This window comes from Streptomyces xinghaiensis S187 (assembly GCF_000220705.2).
Classification (GTDB): Bacteria; Actinomycetota; Actinomycetes; order Streptomycetales; family Streptomycetaceae; genus Streptomyces; species Streptomyces xinghaiensis.
Genome location: NZ_CP023202.1, coordinates 3,930,652 through 3,949,440 on the forward strand (window position 1 = coordinate 3,930,652; position 18,789 = coordinate 3,949,440).

The 18,789-nt window shown below is 72.0% G+C and carries 17 protein-coding genes; 8 read left to right on the top strand and 9 right to left on the bottom strand.

Annotated features, from left to right (window positions below):
* Positions 1-6: 6 nt before the first annotated feature.
* The 3 genes from SXIN_RS16945 to SXIN_RS16955 all read left to right on the top strand — a co-directional run bounded on the left by SXIN_RS16945 (position 7) and on the right by SXIN_RS16955 (position 4,635).
* Positions 7-2,406 carry an RNA degradosome polyphosphate kinase gene (locus tag SXIN_RS16945; protein ID WP_039823815.1) on the top strand — a complete coding sequence of 800 codons (2,400 nt, stop codon included), beginning with the start codon at positions 7-9 and terminating at the stop codon, positions 2,404-2,406.
* The gene (locus SXIN_RS16950; RefSeq protein ID WP_095757175.1) at positions 2,390-4,060 is read left to right on the top strand and encodes a CHAD domain-containing protein; all 1,671 of its coding nucleotides are present in this window, start codon (positions 2,390-2,392) and stop codon (positions 4,058-4,060) included. The genes SXIN_RS16945 and SXIN_RS16950 overlap by 17 nt, the downstream gene beginning before the upstream one ends.
* 125 nt (positions 4,061-4,185) lie before the next feature.
* Positions 4,186-4,635, top strand: a complete 450-nt coding sequence (locus SXIN_RS16955; protein WP_238153979.1) for an NUDIX hydrolase — start codon at positions 4,186-4,188, stop codon at positions 4,633-4,635.
* 66 nt (positions 4,636-4,701) lie between these two features.
* Here SXIN_RS16955 and SXIN_RS16960 read toward each other — a convergent pair whose 3' ends face one another.
* From SXIN_RS16960 to SXIN_RS16990, 7 genes are all read right to left on the bottom strand, one after another.
* On the bottom strand, positions 4,702-5,880 hold the full coding sequence (locus SXIN_RS16960; protein ID WP_337589352.1) for a DUF6177 family protein: 1,179 nt from the start codon (positions 5,878-5,880) through the stop codon (positions 4,702-4,704).
* A gap of 483 nt (positions 5,881-6,363) precedes the next feature.
* On the bottom strand, positions 6,364-7,008 hold the full coding sequence (locus tag SXIN_RS16965) for a hypothetical protein (protein WP_095757177.1): 645 nt from the start codon (positions 7,006-7,008) through the stop codon (positions 6,364-6,366).
* Positions 7,009-7,073: 65 nt separating this feature from the next.
* A complete protein-coding gene (locus tag SXIN_RS16970) occupies positions 7,074-8,090 on the bottom strand; it encodes a hypothetical protein (RefSeq protein WP_019711294.1) in 1,017 nt (338 codons plus the stop codon).
* On the bottom strand, positions 8,087-8,731 hold the full coding sequence (locus tag SXIN_RS16975) for a hypothetical protein (RefSeq protein ID WP_238153784.1): 645 nt from the start codon (positions 8,729-8,731) through the stop codon (positions 8,087-8,089). The genes SXIN_RS16970 and SXIN_RS16975 overlap by 4 nt, the downstream gene beginning before the upstream one ends.
* A gap of 8 nt (positions 8,732-8,739) precedes the next feature.
* Entirely contained in the window at positions 8,740-11,184 is a 2,445-nt protein-coding gene (locus tag SXIN_RS16980; RefSeq protein WP_095757178.1) for a hypothetical protein, read from the bottom strand.
* A gap of 5 nt (positions 11,185-11,189) precedes the next feature.
* Complete coding sequence (locus SXIN_RS16985; protein WP_019711291.1) at positions 11,190-11,579, bottom strand: DUF6507 family protein; 390 nt, start codon at positions 11,577-11,579, stop codon at positions 11,190-11,192.
* 487 nt (positions 11,580-12,066) lie between these two features.
* Positions 12,067-12,876, bottom strand: coding sequence for a class I SAM-dependent methyltransferase (locus tag SXIN_RS16990; protein WP_019711290.1), 810 nt, complete (start codon positions 12,874-12,876; stop codon positions 12,067-12,069).
* Positions 12,877-13,203: 327 nt separating this feature from the next.
* Between SXIN_RS16990 and mshA the strand changes: the two genes are divergently transcribed.
* From mshA to SXIN_RS17015, 5 genes are all read left to right on the top strand, one after another.
* Complete coding sequence (mshA, locus tag SXIN_RS16995; RefSeq protein WP_095758075.1) at positions 13,204-14,466, top strand: D-inositol-3-phosphate glycosyltransferase; 1,263 nt, start codon at positions 13,204-13,206, stop codon at positions 14,464-14,466.
* Positions 14,453-15,013: a type III secretion system chaperone family protein gene (locus SXIN_RS17000; RefSeq protein ID WP_019711288.1), complete on the top strand. Its 561-nt coding sequence runs from the start codon at positions 14,453-14,455 to the stop codon at positions 15,011-15,013. The genes mshA and SXIN_RS17000 overlap by 14 nt, the downstream gene beginning before the upstream one ends.
* 165 nt (positions 15,014-15,178) lie before the next feature.
* Positions 15,179-15,937 (top strand): phosphoglyceromutase, encoded by a 759-nt coding sequence (locus SXIN_RS17005; RefSeq protein WP_019711287.1) that lies wholly within the window; start codon positions 15,179-15,181, stop codon positions 15,935-15,937.
* A 185-nt stretch (positions 15,938-16,122) separates the two neighbouring features.
* Entirely contained in the window at positions 16,123-16,338 is a 216-nt protein-coding gene (locus SXIN_RS17010) for a type II toxin-antitoxin system VapB family antitoxin (protein ID WP_019711286.1), read from the top strand.
* Complete coding sequence (locus tag SXIN_RS17015) at positions 16,335-16,757, top strand: PIN domain nuclease (RefSeq protein ID WP_019711285.1); 423 nt, start codon at positions 16,335-16,337, stop codon at positions 16,755-16,757. The genes SXIN_RS17010 and SXIN_RS17015 overlap by 4 nt, the downstream gene beginning before the upstream one ends.
* A gap of 431 nt (positions 16,758-17,188) precedes the next feature.
* Here the strand turns inward: SXIN_RS17015 and SXIN_RS31545 are convergent, their stop codons facing one another.
* Positions 17,189-17,350: a hypothetical protein gene (locus SXIN_RS31545; RefSeq protein ID WP_185831369.1), complete on the bottom strand. Its 162-nt coding sequence runs from the start codon at positions 17,348-17,350 to the stop codon at positions 17,189-17,191.
* 490 nt (positions 17,351-17,840) lie between these two features.
* Positions 17,841-18,518: a phosphate signaling complex protein PhoU gene (gene phoU / locus SXIN_RS17020; RefSeq protein WP_019711284.1), complete on the bottom strand. Its 678-nt coding sequence runs from the start codon at positions 18,516-18,518 to the stop codon at positions 17,841-17,843.
* Positions 18,519-18,789 lie beyond the last annotated feature (271 nt).

Genomic DNA, 18,789 nt, shown 5'->3' on the forward strand with positions numbered 1-18,789 from the left:
CGCCGAATGCAGCCCGCTGTTCCGACGGCCCCCCACCGGCGGCCCTCCCGCGCCGCCCGACCGCCTTCCGGCGAGCCGGTCCCCACCGCGTCGCGGAACAATGGGGACATGAACGACTCCAGCGCCCAGGAATCGGCCCGGACCACCCCGGCCACCACCGCCCCGGCCGCCACCGACGACCCGGGGCCCGCCGCCGAGCTTCAGGCGCGCCCGCAGCCGTCCGTGGGCTCCATCGCCGCGCACCGCCCCACCGCCGTCGTCCCCGCCGCGGCCTCCGACCTCGACCCGGACCTCGACGGCGACCCGGACACCTGGGAGGAGGACGACGAGGCGGCCGCCGAGCTCCCGCAGGGCCGCTTCCTGGACCGCGAGCGCAGCTGGCTCGCCTTCAACGAGCGGGTGCTGGAACTCGCCGAGGACCCGGCCACCCCGCTGCTCGAACGGGCGAACTTCCTCGCGATCTTCGCCAGCAACCTGGACGAGTTCTTCATGGTGCGGGTCGCCGGCCTCAAGCGCCGTATCGCCACCGGCGTCGCCACCCGCTCCGCCTCCGGCCTCCAGCCCCGCGAGGTGCTGGACCTCATCTGGACCCGCTCCCGCGAGCTCATGGCCCGGCACGCCGCCTGCTTCCAGCAGGACGTGCTGCCCGCCCTCGCCGACGAGGGCGTTCACCTCATCCGCTGGCGCGAGCTGACCGAGGCGGAGCAGGCCCGGCTGCTCACCCTCTTCCGGCAGCAGATCTTCCCGGTGCTGACCCCGCTCGCGGTCGACCCCGCGCACCCCTTCCCGTACATCTCCGGCCTCTCCCTCAACCTGGCCGTCGTCGTGCGGAACCCGGTCAGCGGCCACGAGCACTTCGCACGGGTCAAGGTGCCGCCGCTGCTCTCCCGCTTCCAGGAGGTCTCGCCGCAGCGGTACGTGCCGCTGGAGGACGTGATCGCGGCCCATCTGGAGGAGCTCTTCCCGGGCATGGAGGTGCTCTCCCACCACATGTTCCGGGTCACCCGCAACGAGGACCTGGAGGTGGAGGAGGACGACGCCGAGAACCTCCTGAAGGCGCTGGAGAAGGAGCTCATGCGCCGCCGCTTCGGCCCGCCGGTGCGGCTGGAGGTCGAGGAGTCGATGGCCCCCGACGTGCTCGACCGGCTGATCCGCGAGCTGAAGATCACCGAGGCGGAGGTGCACCCGCTGCCCGGCCCGCTGGACCTCACGGGGCTCTTCGGGATAGCCGCCCTGGACAAGCCGGAGCTGAAGTACCGCAAATTCGTGGCGGGCACCCACCGGGACCTCGCCGAGGTGGAGTCGGCGTCCGCGCCCGACATCTTCGGGGCGATGCGCGAGCGGGACGTCCTGCTGCACCACCCGTACGACTCCTTCTCCACCTCCGTGCAGGCCTTCCTCGAACAGGCGGCCGAGGACCCGGACGTCCTCGCTATCAAGCAGACGCTCTACCGCACCTCGGGCGACTCGCCGATCGTCAACGCCCTCGCGGACGCCGCCGAGGCCGGCAAGCAGGTGCTCGTCCTCGTCGAGATCAAGGCGCGCTTCGACGAGCAGGCCAACATCAAGTGGGCGCGGAAGCTGGAGGAGGCCGGCTGCCACGTCGTCTACGGCCTCGTCGGGCTGAAGACGCACTGCAAGCTCTCCCTGGTGGTCCGCCAGGAGGGCGACACGCTGCGCCGCTACTCGCACGTCGGCACCGGCAACTACCACCCCAAGACCGCCCGGCTCTACGAGGACCTCGGGCTGCTCACCGCCGACCCGGACGTCGGCGCCGACCTCTCGGACCTCTTCAACCGGCTCTCCGGCTACTCCCGCCGCGCGAGCTACCGCCGGCTGCTCGTCGCGCCCACCTCGCTCCGCGACGGCCTGGTGCAGCGCGTCAACCGGGAGATCGCGCACCACCGGGCGGGGCGGCCCGCCTCCGTCCGGTTCAAGGTCAACTCGATCGTCGACGAGGTCCTCATCGACTCCCTCTACCGGGCCGCCCGGGCGGGCGTGCCGGTCGACGTGTGGGTGCGCGGCATCTGCGCGGTGCGGCCGGGCGTCGCCGGGCTGTCCGAGAACATCCGGGTGCGCAGCGTCCTCGGCCGCTTCCTCGAACACTCCCGGGTCTTCGTCTTCGGCAACGGCGGCGACCCCGAGGTCTGGATCGGCAGCGCCGACATGATGCACCGCAACCTGGACCGGCGGATCGAGGCCCTGGTGCGCGTGACCGACCCGGGGCACCGCGAGTCGCTCAGCAGGCTGCTCGAGACCGGCATGTCCGACGACACCGCCTCCTGGCACCTCGGCCCGGACGGCAACTGGACCCGGCACGCGGTGGACACGGAGGGACAGCCGCTGCGGAACGTACAGGAGATGCTCATCGACGCCCGGAGGCGCCGGCGTGGCCCAGCGACATGACCCCACGGGTGGCACCACCCGCGCCCACGGCCCGGCCGGCCCGGCCGGGCCGCCCTCCGCGGCCGGCCTCCCCGCGCCGGGAGGGCCCGCCGTGATCACGGCGGGCCGCGGACCGGCGGGTGGCGGGCTCACCGGCCACGGGCTCACCGGCCACGGACTCAGCGACCGCACGGCCGGCGAGGTGCTGGCGGCGTATCTGCACGCGCAGGCGGCGGAGTTCCTGCGCAGCCTGCGGCTGCACCGGGAGAGCGGCTCCGACGCGGAGGAGGCCGTCGAGGCCCTGCTCCAGATGCGCCGCGCCGCACGGCGCATCGGCGGGGCGCTGCACACCTACCGGGCCCTCACCGACACCGGATGGGCCGACCCGCTCTCCGCCGAACTGACCTGGCTGTCGACGACGCTGGCCCGCGAACACGGCTACGCCGATCGGCTGGAGCGGCTGCGCGGCGCCCTGCGGCGGCTGTCGGGCGGCGCGGGGGACGACGGGGACGGGGACGGGGCCGTACCGGCCGGGGGTTCGGTCCCGGGGCCGGATCGCGGCGCGGGGCAGGATTCGGGTGCGGGACCGGATTCGGGTGCGGGCGCGGGAGCGGCGGGCGACCCGGCCCGGGCGGGCGGCAGGGCCCGGGACGGTCGTACGGGGGCCGCGGGGGCTGACGCTACCGGTGCGGAGGACGCGGACACCGACGAGGCCGCGGGCGCCGGGGACGGGGGCGCCGAGGCCGCCGGGCCGCACGGGACCGGCCGGATCTCCGTCGCGGCCTACGGCAACGACGCGGGGACCGGGAGCGCGTACGGGAACGGGCCCGCCGACGGCCGCGGACCGGGCGCCGGGGCGGAAGCGGCGCCGCCGGGCACCGGAACAACCGGCCGGAACGACCCGGCCGTGCCCCTCGTCGGGCCGCAGCGCGGAAGCGGCAGCGGAGGTGGCAGCGGAGGTGGCACCCCGTCCGCCGGGACCTCCGCCAGGGGCACGCTCACCATGGGCGCCGCCCGCGCCGGGGCGCTGCTGGAACGGCAGTTGACGCTCGCCCGGACCCGCGCGCACTCCGCCGCGCTCCAGGCCCTCGGCTCCTCCCGCTTCCATGCGGTCGCCGACGCCATAGCGCTGCTGGCCTCCGAGGTTCCGCTCGCCCCGGACACCGCCGGGCGGCCGGCCCACGAGGTGTTGCCGCCCCTGGCGGAGGCGGCGTACCGGCGGCTCGGCGAGGCCGTCGAGTCACTGCCGCTGAGCCGCGCGTCCCACCCGTACAACGCGGAGGCGCTCACCCACGCGCTGGCCGCCACCGGCTCGGCCGACGCACCGCCCGCAGCCGAACGGCAGGACGCCCGGTGGCACCAGGTGCGGCTGCTGGTGCGGCTCTGCCGGTACGCGCAGGAAGTGCTCGACCGGGCAGGGGCGTACGAGGTACCGCCGCACTCCGGCGCGCACCCCGTGGCGGAAACCCTGCAGAGCGCGGGCCAAGCGCTGGAACAGCACCGGGACGCCGCCGAGGCCGCGGCCGCTGCCGCCGCCGCGGCCCGCACCCCGCGGATCGCCCCGGCCACCGCCTACGCGCTGGGGGTGCTCCACGCGGACCAGCGGCACGAGGTGGAAGCGGCTCGTCTAGTCTTCGGCCGTATCTGGCAGCGACTGGCGACGGGCGCGTTATGAACGGCGACGAGAACCACGGCGGCACGCCCCGGCGGGCGGACGGGCGGGCGGACGGGCAGCCGGGCGAACACCCGCACGGGCAGGAGCCCACGGCCCGGGCAGCCGAACCCGCACACGAACCCGAGCTGGGGCACGGACCCGCCACCGAGCCGCAGTCCAAACGGCCGGGTGGCACCATCCGTGCCGCCGGCTGCGTGCTGTGGCGGCGCGCCCCGGAGGGCGGCATCGAGATCGCCCTGGTCCACCGCCCCAAATACGACGACTGGTCGCACGCCAAAGGCAAGCTGGACCCGGGCGAATCGGCCCTGACCGCCGCGCTGCGCGAGGTCGCCGAGGAGACGGGCATGGCCTGCGAGCCGGGCCCCGCACTGCCCACCGTGCGCTACACGGTCAGCGGCCGCCCGAAGGAAGTCCGCTACTGGGCGGCGGAAGTGGGACCGGGTGAACGCTTCGTCCCGAACCCGGAGGTGGACCGCCTCCTCTGGCTCAAGCCCGGGGCCGCCCGCCCCCGCCTCACCCACGCACACGACCGCGCCCTGGTCGACGCCCTGCTGACCACGCTCGATCCGGTCTGACGACGACGGCCGCCCGGCTCCGTCCCGGTCCCGACCGCCCCGCCGCCGTGTGCGAGACGGAGTGGCTCAGGGGGTCTTGAGATGCCGGTACAGCCGCTGCAGCGCCTCGCCGCCTGCCGCCGGATCGCCGCCGCCACCGAGGACGTAGTGCAGCGCCGGGCGGACCGGGGGCCCGAGCCGGGTGGGGGGCGCCGGGGCGGGTGCGCGGAGGGCGTGGTCGAGCCCCAGTTCGTGAACGGCGTCCGCGCCGAGCGTGAACGACACCGGCACGGGCGCCGGTTCGAAGTGCGCCGGGGTGGTCAGATCGGCGCGGGCCGCACGGAGCCGGACCAGCATCGTGGCGAGGTGGTGCCGGGCGGCGAGGGCCTCGGCCAACTCGCGCAGGGAATCCTCAGGCGGGGCCTCCCCGGTGGCATACCCCAGGGCGAGCGTGATGTGCTCCTCGACGCCGAGAGGAGTGTGGCTGACGCGCACGGTGGCCAGGGCGGGGCGCTCGGGATGACCGACAGCCGTGATCCAGCTGGGCAGCCCCTCCCGGGCCCGCCCGCGCGCCAGTTCCGTCAACTGCCGCCGCGACCAGGGCAGGTTGACCGGCTCGGCGGTGGACCATCCGGCGGGCGGCGCCCCGGTCAACACCTGCCAAGCCGTCTCCAGCGCGCCGCCGAGAAGCAGTTCCCCGGTGGCGGGGTGGACGGTCCGGAGGGACAGCAGCACCTGCCGTTCACCGGCGCCGACTCCCGCACCGTCACCCTGGTCAACGGAGGCGTCGGCCGAGGCGGAACCGGCCCGGACGGGGGCCGCGAAGGCGCGAGCGATACGGGGGCGGTCATCCGGACCCGACGTCACCGGACGGAAGCGGCCGCCCTGATCCTCCCCGCCGTCCTCCCCGCCGTCCCGCCAGCTCAGCACGGCCCCGGAGAGCCCGTCGTAGTAGCCGCACTCCTCGTCCCGCACGACCCAGCGCGCGGGCATCCGGGCCAGCAGGGTGCGGGCGGCCAGGGTCAGCCGGGTGCCGGGCGGGGTGAGGATCTGCACCTCGCGCTCGGCCGGGGCGGCCGTGCCCAGGACATCGGTGAGCCAAGTGGTGGCGGCCACGACGGGCCGGTCCTGGATGACGACGGCGGCCCGCGCGGTGAGCACGTCGATCCCCGCGGCGCCGCCGGACCCGCCCGCCGCGCCCTCGTCCGCCGAACTCTCGCCGGCGGAGGCGGCGGACGAGGCGGAGGGCTGCGCGGGCACGGCCACGACCCCGGTGTGCGCGGCGTCCCGAGGCCAGGTCGTACCCCCGAGCACGGCGGTCAGCCGCCCGGCCACGGACCCGGCCAGCCGCCCGGCCTCCCTGGACGTGCTGACCGCCCGAACCTCCGTCCACCACACGGGACCGCCAGAAGCGACTTCCGCCCCGAGCAACCTCCCGGTCTCACCCGGCACTTGCACGTAGCGAGGCGCCTCCAGCGACACCAGCACCCGACCGTCATCCGCGCACAACTGCACAACCGACCCACCCGCCGCCCGGTTCACACGCAGATCGGGCCCACCGGCGTATAGCCCGGCCAGCAGCGTCTTGACATCCGGCATCCGGGGGGTGAGGGCAATGACGTCTTGAGTCATCGGGTGCTTTCCGTGCGAAGGGACGGGAAGGCGAGCTGGCCGGAGGCCCGTCTGACCAGGCTCTCCTTGCGGCCCGGAGCGATCCGCTGAAGCCGTCGTCGATGGACTCAGTAGCGATCACAGACTGTCCATGACGTCGGGTCCGGAACCGTCGTCGTAAGGAGCCGGCGTATCGATGCCCAGTTCCATGGCAACGCCGAAGATGGTCGGTTCACCCGTTTCGGGGTACACGCCGAGGACGGAGTTGAGCTCACGTAACGCTTCTGCGAGCCGAGGGGCGTTCCGGTTGTACACCTCGGGGTGTGGACGTCCGGAGAAGTCGTACCACTTCCAGATGTCGTGGTGCACGGCAAGCGTGGCCGACAGTCCGATGGGCTGCGAACAGACCGAGAGTTCGATTAGCCGCGGTTCCCTGCGGGAGTTTCCCGTTGCGTCGATCCAGGTTCCCGAACCCACGACGTACACATCGTCGATCTGTGCGTCGGGGAACGCGGTGGGTCGGCTGCCACGCAGTCTCGCGAGAATATTCGGGGTGTTCAGTGGAGCCGAAACGGAAAGTGTGCTTCTCATGCCGGTGTAACCCGAGTCGAGAACGTACCAGCCGTATTCGAGTTCATAAGGAAAGAGTAGTCCTTGTTTTTTCAGCACTCCCGCCAACTTCTCTGCGGTCTCCATGGCGGATTCCAGACCCGGCGGGGCGGTCTCGTCGAGGTCCCAGAACCAGGAACCGCATTCTTTCGGCGCGCGCATCAGGGTGGACATGACTGCCTTGGTCGGTCTCTGCGTCGGTCTGCGGGGGGATCGGCATGTTCCGTGTGCCGGTGTGCTCAGTAGCGGCCGGGCAATTCCTCCAAGGCGTCGAGTGAAGGCGCTTCCGCGGGCTCCGTCTCCGCGATGGAGCCCCACTCCGGGAGCGGCGGATGTTCGGCGACCCAGTCCAGCGCGTTGAGTGCGGTGAGACCCTCACCGTGTGCCTCCCGCAGTCGCAGCAGCCACTGCGCCCCGGCCTCGAAGGCGTCGTCCCCGGCGGGTGTCCGGGGCGTGTAGCCGGCGGCGTTGTCGCCGACGGAGGCCCAGACATAGCCCAGTACTTGACCGCTGCGCCGCACTGTGAAGTAGCGCACCGGGTGATCCGTGATGTTCTCGTACTCGTCCTCGCTGGGCGCGATCATGGAGCGGAGCCGCCGGGATCGCGCGGCGCCCTCGAAGGTGCCCCATGAGTCGTCGAACGCCGGCCCGTCGGTCCTCGGGTCCTCGAAGCCAGTCTCGGTGGGGGTCGCGTAACGATTCGGATCTCCTGGGACCGGAGCGGTACCCAGCAGAGCGGAGATTTCCTTCAAGGCTGCGGCCAGTCTTGGGGCATTGCCCGCGTACACGGCGGCCTGCTCGCGGCCACGAGTGTCCTGCGTGAGCCAGGCATCCGAGTACGTCTCCAGTGTCACTTCGATGTGATCAGCGCCCCACATCTGGACCTGGATGGCAAACAACTGCTCGGCGCGGTGTCTCACACCGGCCTCCCACCGGAATCCCGGGCATCGCGCCCGCAGGCTGACCAGAAACTCTCCGTCGAGCGATTCCGCTTGTGCGACAGCCGCCGAGAGAGCCGTTCCGGCCCTCAGCGGGTCAGCCTCCAACACCAGGTTCAGGCCATTGACCCGGGCATCCCGCATGTCACTGAGAGGACGCACGGTGAAATCTGCCCTCTCCGATGGGATTGAGAGTTGGTGGTCGGCCAGAATGTCCCGGATCGCTCCTGCGATCTCTACGGAGCGGCGGGGCCGGGCTGCAGCAGCGCCCGGGGTGATTTCCCAACTCCAGTCGCCAATGGGGTCGGTGGTGATCACATCAGGTCCGTGACATCCAGCCCCATGCCGTTTTCGTCCGGATCGGGCGTGACGATCCCCGATTCCATCGGGGTGCCGTAATAGGTCGGTTCCCCGGGCTCCAGTTCCACGCCGAGTACCGAATTGAGTTCTCGCAGCGCCTCGGCGAGCCGGGGGGCGTTGCGGTTGTAAACCTCCGGATGTGGCCGTCCGGTGAAGTCGAACCATTTCCAGACGTCATGGTGCACCGTGATCTTGGCGGACATCCCGGCCCGGTACAGCCTGAAGGAGAGTTCCACGAGTTGATGTTCCCTGCGCGACTTGCCCGCTGCGTCGAACCATGTCCCGGAGCCGATGACTTCGAAGCGTTTGACCTGTGCATCGGGGAATGCTGAAGGCTGACTTCCCAGAACTCTACCGGGAACGCTCGGGTCATCGATCGGCGAACTGAGGATCAATCTGCTGATGATTCCGACGCTCCCGGAACCGCGTGCGAACCATCCATATTCCAACATGGCGGGGGAAAGTAGACCGAGGCCATTCAGTACCTCGGTCATCCTCGCGGCGACGGTCAATGCCGACTCAAGACCAGAAGGGGCAACATCATCGAGCTCCCAGTGCCATGAACCGCATGCTCGTGGTGCTCGCATCAAAGTCGACATGATAGTCCTTATGGGAAGACGGGTCCGTTGGGTGGGATGGTGATAGAGCCGTCCTCGAAGCGGAGGAGGAAGGTCCCTTCGGAGTTCTCTGCCAGGTCTTCCAGCTTACCGACGATACGAGGGTTAATCTTCGACATGGACTGATGGATATCCAAGATGGCTACACGCTGCCCCATCGGGTTGTAATCCAGTTGGTCTGCGGCGCTTTCGGCAACCGTCCAGATCTTCTTGGCGTTCTGGACGTCCTTGAGTTGATAGCCGTAGTCGATGGATCCGTCGGGATTCTTGGTGTACACGTCCAGATCCCATTTCGTTTTGTTACCTCCGAACTCGAAGCCGAGACGAGTGATCCCTCGGTTCTGGAGTTCGGTGGCGTGGGTGAGCGCCATGTAGGCGGCCGGGACCATGCTGCTCGGGTCGCTTCTGCTGGGTCCGTTCTTGCACATGTTCAGGATGCCGTCGTAGTTCTCGACGTCACGCAGATGCCCACGGTTGATGAGTTCGGCGACGCCTGCTCCGTAGGGGTCCTTGCGCAGGGATTGGATCACCTTTTGCTGATCGGCGTCCGGCATCCTCGCACGAGTGAGCTCGGAGAGAAGGTCGGCCTCCTGCTCCGGCCTCAACGGTCCGGTCTGCGACTGGGCGATGTCGCCATCCACTCTGGTGTACCGGTCCGGTTCGATGCCGGGCAGGACCTCGGAGGGAGGTGTGGCACCGGACGGGGTGCCTCCGTCCGGAGTGCCCTCGCCGGGGCCGGGCCCGTCGGCCGGGACGCTGTTGTCGGGGGTTCCGTCGCCTGGCGTTGTCCCCTTGCCTGGGGCGGACCCGTCGCCCGGGGTGTCCCCATGCGAGGCTTCCGGCGAGCCGCCTCCGGACGGTGACCCGCCGTAGCCGGGGTCACCGCTTCCGCTGCCCGGGCCGTTCCCGGGCCCACGGCCGCCCGTGCCGTAGCCACCCGGGCCCGAGTGGCCGGCGCCGCTTCCGCCCAATGCGTCACCCGTACCACCGCTCGGCTCCTCCGGGCCGCCCCGGCCGCCGCCCCCCGGTCCGCCCGGCTCGTGGCTCGCCCGTGGTGGCGGTAAGCCGTCGCCCGCGCGGGCCGTGCTCTCGCCCGGGCGGGCGCCCGCGCCGACCAGTTCCCGCTCGCCCGGCCGGTCCGGCCGACCGGGGAGCCCGTCCGGTACCCGGTCCGCCGCGGCGGCCTCCCGCGGGGCCGGATCCGTGTTGGGCGTGCCGTCCCGGTCGAGGGGGATGAAGTTGCCGTCCTGGTCGACCCGGTAGCGGTTGTCGAGATCGTCGAGGGCGCCATCCGGGAAGTCCGTCTTCGGAAGGTTGAGGTTGTTGCTGACGTTGGCCAGCACCTGCGACACCCTCGGCAGGTCCGAGAGTGCCTTGGCGGCCCGGAGCCCGCCCGACAGCGGGTCGAGGGCGTCGCCGACTCTCGCCATCGTGCCGGCCGCCTTCGTGAACGTGCCGCCCTTGCCGAGCTTCGCCGCCGCGCCGAGCGGTCCGGCGCCCAGCGTGATGATGTTGAAGAAGACCGTGGCGTGCGCCCGGGCCGGGTCCTCCTCCCACATGTCGTACGCGATGAACGCCTTGCCGAACTCCTTCGCGTAACCCTTGCTCTCCTGCTGCCAGTCGGAGAGGTGCTCCTCCTGCCCCGCCCAGTCCATGCCGTACGCGTACGCACCCACGAAGGTGCGCCGCAGACCGTCCCACGCCTGCCCGGCGGCCTCCGCGCCGTCGTAACCGAGCAGCGTGCCGATGCCCTCGACGCCGCCCCAGACGCTGTCGACGACGATGCCGTCCCACACCCAGCTCTTGGCGCCGTGGCCCCACCACTCCAGGCTCCAGCGCTCGTAGGTGCGCCCCTCCGGGCTGCCCCAGGGGAGGTCCTCCATACCCGCGAGCATCTCGGCGCTCTGGCCGTACATGCTGGGCTGGTGGCTGCCGTCGTCCTCGACCCACTTCGGGCGGCACATCGCCGGGCTGATCGCGTTGATGGTGTTGGCGGCTTTGCGCTCGGCCTCCTGGAAGCCCTCGCGGGCCGCCGCCACCCCGTCCATCAGCGCTTGGTGCGCGTCGACCTTGTCCTGGTCGTCGGTCCAGTCGTCGTCGCCCTCGACGCTGTCGACGAAGGCGAACGCCTTCTGCTTGAGCTGCTTGAGGCGGTCGGCGTGCGGCTTGGCCTCGGAGACGAACGTCTCCAGGGCCTTGGCGAGCGCCTCGATGTCGTCGGCGAACTCGTCGGCCGTGGTCTTGACAGGCAGCGTGGAGGAGAGCAACTGCCCTGCCTCGGGCGCCTTGTAGTGGGCGGACACGCCCTGGAAGCGGGAGTGCACGTCGCTGCCCGCACCTCGGATACCGCCGGCCTTCTTGCGAAGCGCGGCGATGTCCTTCTCCAACTGCCCCCAGTCACCGGTGTACTGCGGGATCATCCCCGGTTCGATCACGGCGGCTACTCCTGGCCGTTCTTCGCCGTGACGGCGCGGAGCTCGGCCGGGGTGGGCGCCTTGGCCGCCTCGCGCTGGGCGCGGGCCGCCATCTCCAGGTCGCCCTCCAGGTACTCGGTGACGGCCTTGACGGTGCCGTCCATCGTCTTCCTGGTCCGCGCGGCCATGAAGACGATCTGCGACTGGGTGTCGCTCACGAAGTTCACCACCGCGGCACCCACCGGTCCGGCGGGCGCGTCACCGCAGTACGGTCCGCTGATGGTGCCCGCCGACGTCGCCGCGCTCCGCACGCTCTCGCCGTAGCCCGCGATGTCCTCGCTCAGATCGCCGGCCGCCGTGCGCACCTGCGACAGCACCGACTCCACCCCGCTGGGCGTGATGTCCCAGCCCGTCATGTCAACCAACCCCCGTCAGTCGTCCCTGTTCCCTCTGCCGCCACCTGCCGTGCTCCCCGTCACGCGGCCCGGTCGTGTCAACGGTGTCTGTTCCCGGGGGAGTTCACGGTCCGCAGCCGGGCCCGTCCCCGCTGAGCCCGTACCGGCGTCCCGACGGCTCTGCCCCCATGGCCGTCATCCTCCCCCGTGCCTCCGACAATCGGTGCCCCGGCGGCCGTATACCCGAGGCCGTACTCCCGTGCCCGGGGACCCCCGGATCCCTGTGCCCCCAGGTCCCCGCACCCCTACCTCCGCCACCGGGCCCACCATCCGTACCAACCCTCCCCGGCGCCCGCAACGGACATCCGGCGCGAGCGAACGGATCGAGCCGGAAGCGGCGCGGCACCCGGGCAGCCAAGGAGCGTGGTGGCTCTCCGCACTCAGCCGGTCACCGTCCCGGGAGTACCACGCACCCCACCCCGCCCACGGTTCCCCGGCCGCGGTTCCCTCAGCGCGGGGCCAGCGCCTCCCAGCGCACCGTGACCTCGCCCTGCCGCCAGCGCCGCGGCCCGTCCGTGACCGGCCAGTCCGTGCTCAGCGAGCGGACGGCGTGGATCCAGCGCTGCCGTGCGCCCAGCGAGGCGTACGGGGCGGCGGCGGCCCAGGCGCGGTCGAAGTCGCGGAGGAAGGCGTGCACCGGTTCGCCGGGCACATTGCGGTGGATGAGGGCCTTCGGCAGCCGCTCCGCCAGATCGGACGGGGCGGAGAGCGAACCGAGCCGGGTGGCGAACGTCACCGTGCGCGGCCCCTCCGGTCCGAGTGCCACCCAGACGTGGCGGCGGCCGATCTCGTCGCACGTGCCTTCGACCAGCAGCCCGTCCGGCACCGCCAGCCGCTCGCACAGCCGTTCCCAGACGGCCCGCACCTCGTCCTCCTCGTACTGGCGCAGCACATTCGCCGCCCGGATGAGCAGTGGGCGCACCCCGCCGGGCAGCGGCACCTCGAAGCCGCCGTGCCGGAAGCTCAGCCCGTCCCGTTCGTACGGGCGTGCGGCCTCGACCCGGGCCGGATCGATCTCGACGCCCACCACACGGCTGTCGGGGCGCACCCGCCGCAGCCGCGCCAGCAGTTCGACGGCGGTCCACGGCGCGGCCCCGTATCCGAGGTCCACGGCGACGGGGGCTCCGGCGGCCCGCAGCAGCGCGGGGGCGTGGACGGCGGTGATCCAGCGGTCCATGCGCCGCAGCCGGTTGGGGTTGGTGGTCCCGCGGGTCGCCGTCCCGACGGGCCGGGAGCTCGGGGGGACGCGGCCTGCCATGCCCCGAGCCTATGCGGCCCCGGACGCCCGCCGACCGGGCCGGTGCGCGGGGCCCGCCCGGGCGCCGGACCGTGCCCCGCGCCTTGCGGCCTTCCGCGTTTCGCCGCCCGAGCGGAATGAAGCCTTTCCCCCACCGGTTGCACCTCGGAGGAGGGGCGGCCCAGGCCCCGGTCAAGGAGGTCTCGCGCGGTGAGCCATCACGTGCCCTGGCTGCGATCGGCCCTGCCCGAGCAGCGGAGCGCCCAGCAGCCGAGGAACGACCGGCGCGGCCGCCCGCACCTGCGCTTCGGCGGCCTCGGCGGCACCCGGCGGCCGCGCCGGGTCGCCATGCTCAGCGTGCACACCTCCCCGCTCCACCAGCCCGGCACCGGCGACGCGGGCGGCATGAACGTCTACATCGTCGAGCTCGCCAAGCAGCTGGCCGCCATCGACATCGAGGTGGAGATCTTCACCCGCGCCACCGCCGCCTCCCTCCCGCCCGCCGTCGAACTGGCGCCCGGCGTGCTCGTACGGCATGTGGACGCGGGCCCGTACGAGGGCCTGGCGAAGGAGGAGCTGCCCGCACAGCTGTGCGCCTTCACCCATGGCGTGATGCAGGCGTGGGCCGAGCAGCGGCACGGCCACTACGACCTCGTGCACTCGCACTACTGGCTCTCCGGCCATGTCGGCTGGCTGGCCGCCGAGCGCTGGGGCGTACCGCTCGTGCACGCCATGCACACCATGGCGAAGGTCAAGAACGCCTCCCTGGCGGCCGGTGACACCCCCGAGCCCGCCGCCCGTGTCATCGGCGAGACGCAGATCGTGCACGCCGCCGACCGCCTCGTCGCCAACACCGCGGGGGAGGCCGGTGAGCTCGTCGAGCACTACGACGCCGACCCCGGCGAGGTCGAGATCGTCCACCCCGGTGTCGATCTCCGCCGCTTCCGCCCCGCCGACGGACGCGCCGCCGCCCGCGCCCGCCTCGGCCTCCCGCAGGACGCGCTGATACCCCTCTTCGCCGGCCGCATACAGCCGCTGAAGGCCCCCGACATCCTGCTGCGCGCCGTGGCCGTGCTGCTGGACGAGCGGCCGGAGCTGCGCGAGCGGATCACGGTTCCGGTGGTCGGCGGCCCCAGCGGCAGCGGTCTCGCCAAGCCGGAAGGGCTGCAGAAACTGGCGGCCAGGCTGGGCATCTGCGATGTCGTACGGTTCCACCCGCCGGTGGACCAGGACCGGCTGGCCGACTGGTACCGGGCGGCCTCCGTGCTCGTCATGCCCTCGTACAGCGAGTCGTTCGGGCTTGTCGCGGTGGAGGCGCAGGCGTGCGGCACGCCGGTCGTCGCGGCCTCGGTCGGCGGCCTGCCGGTGGCGGTGCGCGACGGGGAGAGCGGCTTCCTCGTCGGGGGACACGACCCGTCCGACTACGCCCGGGTGCTCCGCCGCTTCCTGGACGGGCCGGAGCTCACCGACCGCATGGGCGCCGCGGCGGCCCGCCACGCACAGTCGTTCGGCTGGGACGCCACCGCCGCGGCCACGGCCGACGTCTACGCGGCAGCCATGCACCAGATGCACCAGAGGCGTCGCCTACGATCACTGCATGGCCGACCTTGACCCGCATGCGATCGAGACCGTCGAACGAACACTGGACGAGGCGGGCCTCACATGGGACAGCCCGTCCGACGGCCACTACGTCGTCACGCTCCCCGGTGTCCGCAAGCTCTCCACGACCTGCTCGCTGGTCGTCGGCAGGCACTCCCTGTCGGTGAATGCCTTCGTCGTCCGGCACCCGGACGAGAACGAGGCGGCCGTCCACCGCTGGCTTCTGGAGCGCAACACCAAGCTCTACGGCTTGAGTTACGCCATCGACCGGCACGGGGACATCTACCTCGCCGGTAAACTGCCGCTGGCCGCCGTCACGCCGGAGGAACTGGACCGGCTGCTCGGCACCGTGCTGGAGAACGCGGACGGCAGCTTCAACACCCTGCTGGAGATGGGCTTCTCCACCGCGATCCGCAAGGAGTACGAGTGGCGCGTCGCCCGCGGCGAGTCCACCCGCAACCTCGAAGCCTTCGCCCACCTGACCGCACCGACCGCGGGCGGACCGGGCAGCGGGACCGGAGAGGCGTCCGGCGGTGCGGCCGGAGACGCGGCCGGCTGACACGGCGGGCGGCTCGGCCGGCCCCCGCCGCCGTAAGCCACCGAACCGTCACCGGGACTTACCGAGCCGGGCCCGGGCCCGGACTCCGTCCCCCCGCTGTCCGGGGTCCGAGACGGCCGGGGAACGGGGTTCGTGGCATCACAGGGGTCGATTAGGCTCGGATCCATGGCCACCGCACCGTACAAGCTGATCCTGCTCCGCCACGGCGAGAGTGAATGGAACGCGAAGAACCTCTTCACCGGCTGGGTTGACGTCAACCTCACCGAGAAGGGCGAGAAGGAGGCGCAGCGCGGCGGCGAGCTGATGACTGCCGCCGGCCTGCTCCCCGACATCGTGCACACCTCCGTGCAGAAGCGCGCCATCCGCACCGCGCAGATCTCCCTGGAGGCCGCCGACCGCCTCTGGATCCCGGTCAAGCGCTCCTGGCGGCTCAACGAGCGCCACTACGGCGCCCTGCAGGGCAAGGACAAGGCGCAGGTCCGCGCGGAGTTCGGCGAGGAGCAGTTCATGCTCTGGCGCCGCTCCTACGACACCCCGCCGCCGGCCCTGGAGGACGGCGCCGAGTGGTCGCAGAGCGACGACCCGCGCTACGCGATGATCCCCAGCGAGATCCGCCCGCGCACCGAGTGCCTCAAGGACGTCGTCCTCCGCATGCTGCCGTACTGGTACGACGGCATCGTCCCGGACCTCCTGACCGGCCGCACGGTCCTCGTCGCCGCCCACGGCAACAGCCTGCGGGCCCTGGTCAAGCACCTCGACGGCATCTCGGACGCCGACATCGCCGGCCTCAACATCCCGACCGGCATCCCGCTCTCCTACGAACTGGACGCCGACTTCCGCCCCCTCAACCCGGGCGGCACCTACCTCGACCCGGACGCCGCGAAGGCGGCCATCGAGGCGGTCAAGAACCAGGGCAAGAAGTAGAAGTAGTAGTTGGACGCGCACGGGCCCTCTGTCTGCGATTTCCCGCGGGTAGGGGGCCTCGCCGCTGTGCCGGGGCCCTCCGTCGGCCGTCAGATGTCGCCCTGCTTCCCCACATGGCACAGGTCGCGGGGCGACACACGCGTATATACTTGATGGCATGTTCGATATCTACGGAGGTGCACTCGATGGCTCGCACCGTAATCGATCTCGATGATCAACTGCTCGCCGATGTAGCCAAGGCACTCGGCACCAGCACCAAGAAAGAGACGGTGAACACCGCGCTCCGCGAGGTGCTGGAGATCCGGCGACGCGCTCTGGCGCTCACCCGCCTGCGGGCGGCGGCGGAGGAGGGGGCCTTCGATCTGGACCTCTTCGAGGACAAAGGGAACTATCGCCGTTGAACGCTGCGCAATTCCTGATCGACACCAGTGCGCTTGCCCGCCTCCTGCGCGGCGACGCCGAGCAGTACGGGTGGGACCGGGCGGCAGCCGCTGGGCTCATCGCCACCTGTCCAGTCACCGAGCTGGAGTTCTTCTACAGCGCACGCTCTGCCGCCGACCGTGCGCAAGGCATCGATGACATGCGCCTGCTCTTCGGCTGGGTACCGGTCGATGACCGGGCCTACGATCGCGCGTGGCAGGTCCAGGACGTTCTCACTCAACGTGGTCAGCACCGCAGCGCCGGAGCCGTCGACCTCGTCGTGGCTGCCACGGCCGAGTTGCAGGGACTGACCCTCCTGCACCGCGACCGGGACTTCGAGTGCATCGCCGCCATCACCGGCCAGGCCCTCCAGTGGTACGGCCCCGACTCCGGCAAGTGAGCCGGCGGCGGTCCGCAACGGCGGCCCTTGCCGCCGCAGGGGCTGCACTCGGAAAACTTCTTCGGGCCGGCCGGCACCCGGAACGGCTGAGCCTGGAGTGAGGCGCATGTGCACCGGCGCAGACCGCTTGTTCGGTCCGGTGACCAGGTTCGGGCCCCGGCCGGTTCCTCCTTCGGCCGGGGCCCGCCCCATGTCCATCCGTGCCGGTGCCCTGCCTACGGCCCCGTGGTCGCCGGGGCCGGGGGCCGGAGCCGGGGCCGTACGGGCCCGGCCCCTGAGACGGGCCCGTACGGCACTGGCCCGGCCGGGGCCCGCGCGTCGTGGTCGTTCCTCCGTGCGACCGCGCGTGACCCATCGCTGCGGTCGGCGGGCGGCCCCGGCGCGCGGGGGTCAGCGGGGTCAGGGATTCACGGCCGGGCGTCCGTGACGCCTCAGCCGCAGCTGCCGCCGCACTGGCAGGAGCCGCCGCTCTGGCAGCCGCAGCTGCATCCGGAGCCGCAGCCGCAGGCCCCCAGCAGCGGCACCGGGATCTCGGTGACGCGTGGCTCGCGAACGGTCGGTGTCGGTGACGGTGTGGTCGGGAAATCGGCCATGAGTACCCTTCCTCGACTGTGCTGGACCTACCCCACAGCGGATCCGCGGCGGACCCGCGGCGGTCCTGCCGACCACTGGACACCTGCCGCGGCGGGCGCAGCAACGGCGCGTGAGAGCACTCGCGCCGCCCGCGGCGAACGGGCGCCCTTCGCGGTGCGCTCGCGCCGTCCGCGTCCGCCCCCCACGCCCCCGTGGCTCCGCAGCTCCGCGGCCTCCGGACTCTGGCCCTTGCTCATCCGACGCGACGGCTGAGGCCCGGGCAGGCCGGTGCTTCCACCGCTCCCGCCCGGGCCGCCGCCCGCGCCGCCGCCGCGTCTCCCGGGCCCTGCCGCCTCCCTCCGGCCCCGGGCCGCCCCGCGTCTCCGGCCGGCCCCGGGCCGCCTCCGCCGCCCCCCGCCGCTCACACCCGGCCGGGGCCTCCACCGTCCCTCCCGGCCGCTCGTTCCCGCCCCGGCCGGCTCGTTCACGTCCCGCCCGGCGGCCCCGCGCTTACGCCCCCTCGTCCGAGGACTCCGCCGCGAGCTCGTCCGCGTGCTCCCCGGTGACCAGGTAGACGACGCGCTTCGCGACCGACACCGCGTGGTCGGCGAACCGCTCGTAGTAGCGGCCGAGCAGGGTCACGTCGACGGCCGTCTCGATGCCGTGCTTCCAGCGGTCGTCCATCAGGTGCTGGAAGAGGCTGCGGTGGTAGAGGTCCATCGCGTCGTCGTCCTGCTCCAGCTGGAGCGCCAGGTCCACGTCCTTGGTGATGATGACCTCGGCGGCCTTGGCCATCAGCCGCTGCGCCAGCTGCCCCATCTCCAGAATCGTGGAGTGCAGGTCCCGCGGCACGGCGGTGTCCGGGAACCGCAGCCGGGCCAGCTTGGCCACGTGCTGAGCCAGGTCGCCGGAGCGCTCCAGGTCCGCGCTCATCCGCAGACTGGTGACGACGATCCGCAGATCGGTGGCGACCGGCTGCTGGCGCGCGAGCAGGGTGATCGCCTTCGCCTCCAGCTCGTGCTGGAGGGTGTCGACCTTCTCGTCCCCGGCGATCACGTTCTCCGCGAGCTTGAGGTCGGCGTCGAGGATGGCCGTCGTGGCCCGGCCGATCGCGGAGCCGACGAGCCGGGCCATCTCCACCAGGTCGTCACCGATCGAGTCCAGTTCCTCGTGGTATGCGTCCCGCATCGCGCTTTCCTTCCATCGAAATCCTGCGAATCCTGCAAATGCTGCGGTTCCTGCGTCAATCCTGCGTTAATCCCGCGTCGGGCCGCCGCCCGTCCGGTTCCGGCCGGTTGGCCGGAACGGCTGCCTGCGAAGGATGCCGGCCCCCACGGTGCCACGCTGGTGGGCCCCGGCGTCGGGTTCCGGCATCCCGGGTGAACCGGTGTGGACGCCGGAGTGAACTCTCGGCAACGGATCGTTCCCGTGCCGCCCCCGGAGCGCCGGCCCCGGAGCA

What these genes read in the sequence shown, in the direction of transcription:
- SXIN_RS16945 (WP_039823815.1), top strand. Translation starts at nt 7, where the DNA reads ATGCAGCCCGCTGTTCCGACGGCCCCCCACCGGCGGCCCTCCCGCGCC.
- SXIN_RS16965 (WP_095757177.1), bottom strand. Translation starts at nt 7,008, where the DNA reads ATGTCCACCCTGATGCGCGCGCCGAAAGAATGCGGTTCCTGGTTCTGG.
- SXIN_RS16975 (WP_238153784.1), bottom strand. Translation starts at nt 8,731, where the DNA reads ATGTCGACTTTGATGCGAGCACCACGAGCATGCGGTTCATGGCACTGG.
- SXIN_RS16985 (WP_019711291.1), bottom strand. Translation starts at nt 11,579, where the DNA reads ATGACGGGCTGGGACATCACGCCCAGCGGGGTGGAGTCGGTGCTGTCG.
- SXIN_RS16990 (WP_019711290.1), bottom strand. Translation starts at nt 12,876, where the DNA reads ATGGCAGGCCGCGTCCCCCCGAGCTCCCGGCCCGTCGGGACGGCGACC.
- mshA (WP_095758075.1), top strand. Translation starts at nt 13,204, where the DNA reads ATGCTCAGCGTGCACACCTCCCCGCTCCACCAGCCCGGCACCGGCGAC.
- SXIN_RS17000 (WP_019711288.1), top strand. Translation starts at nt 14,453, where the DNA reads ATGGCCGACCTTGACCCGCATGCGATCGAGACCGTCGAACGAACACTG.
- SXIN_RS17005 (WP_019711287.1), top strand. Translation starts at nt 15,179, where the DNA reads ATGGCCACCGCACCGTACAAGCTGATCCTGCTCCGCCACGGCGAGAGT.
- SXIN_RS17010 (WP_019711286.1), top strand. Translation starts at nt 16,123, where the DNA reads ATGGCTCGCACCGTAATCGATCTCGATGATCAACTGCTCGCCGATGTA.
- SXIN_RS31545 (WP_185831369.1), bottom strand. Translation starts at nt 17,350, where the DNA reads ATGGCCGATTTCCCGACCACACCGTCACCGACACCGACCGTTCGCGAG.
- phoU (WP_019711284.1), bottom strand. Translation starts at nt 18,518, where the DNA reads ATGCGGGACGCATACCACGAGGAACTGGACTCGATCGGTGACGACCTG.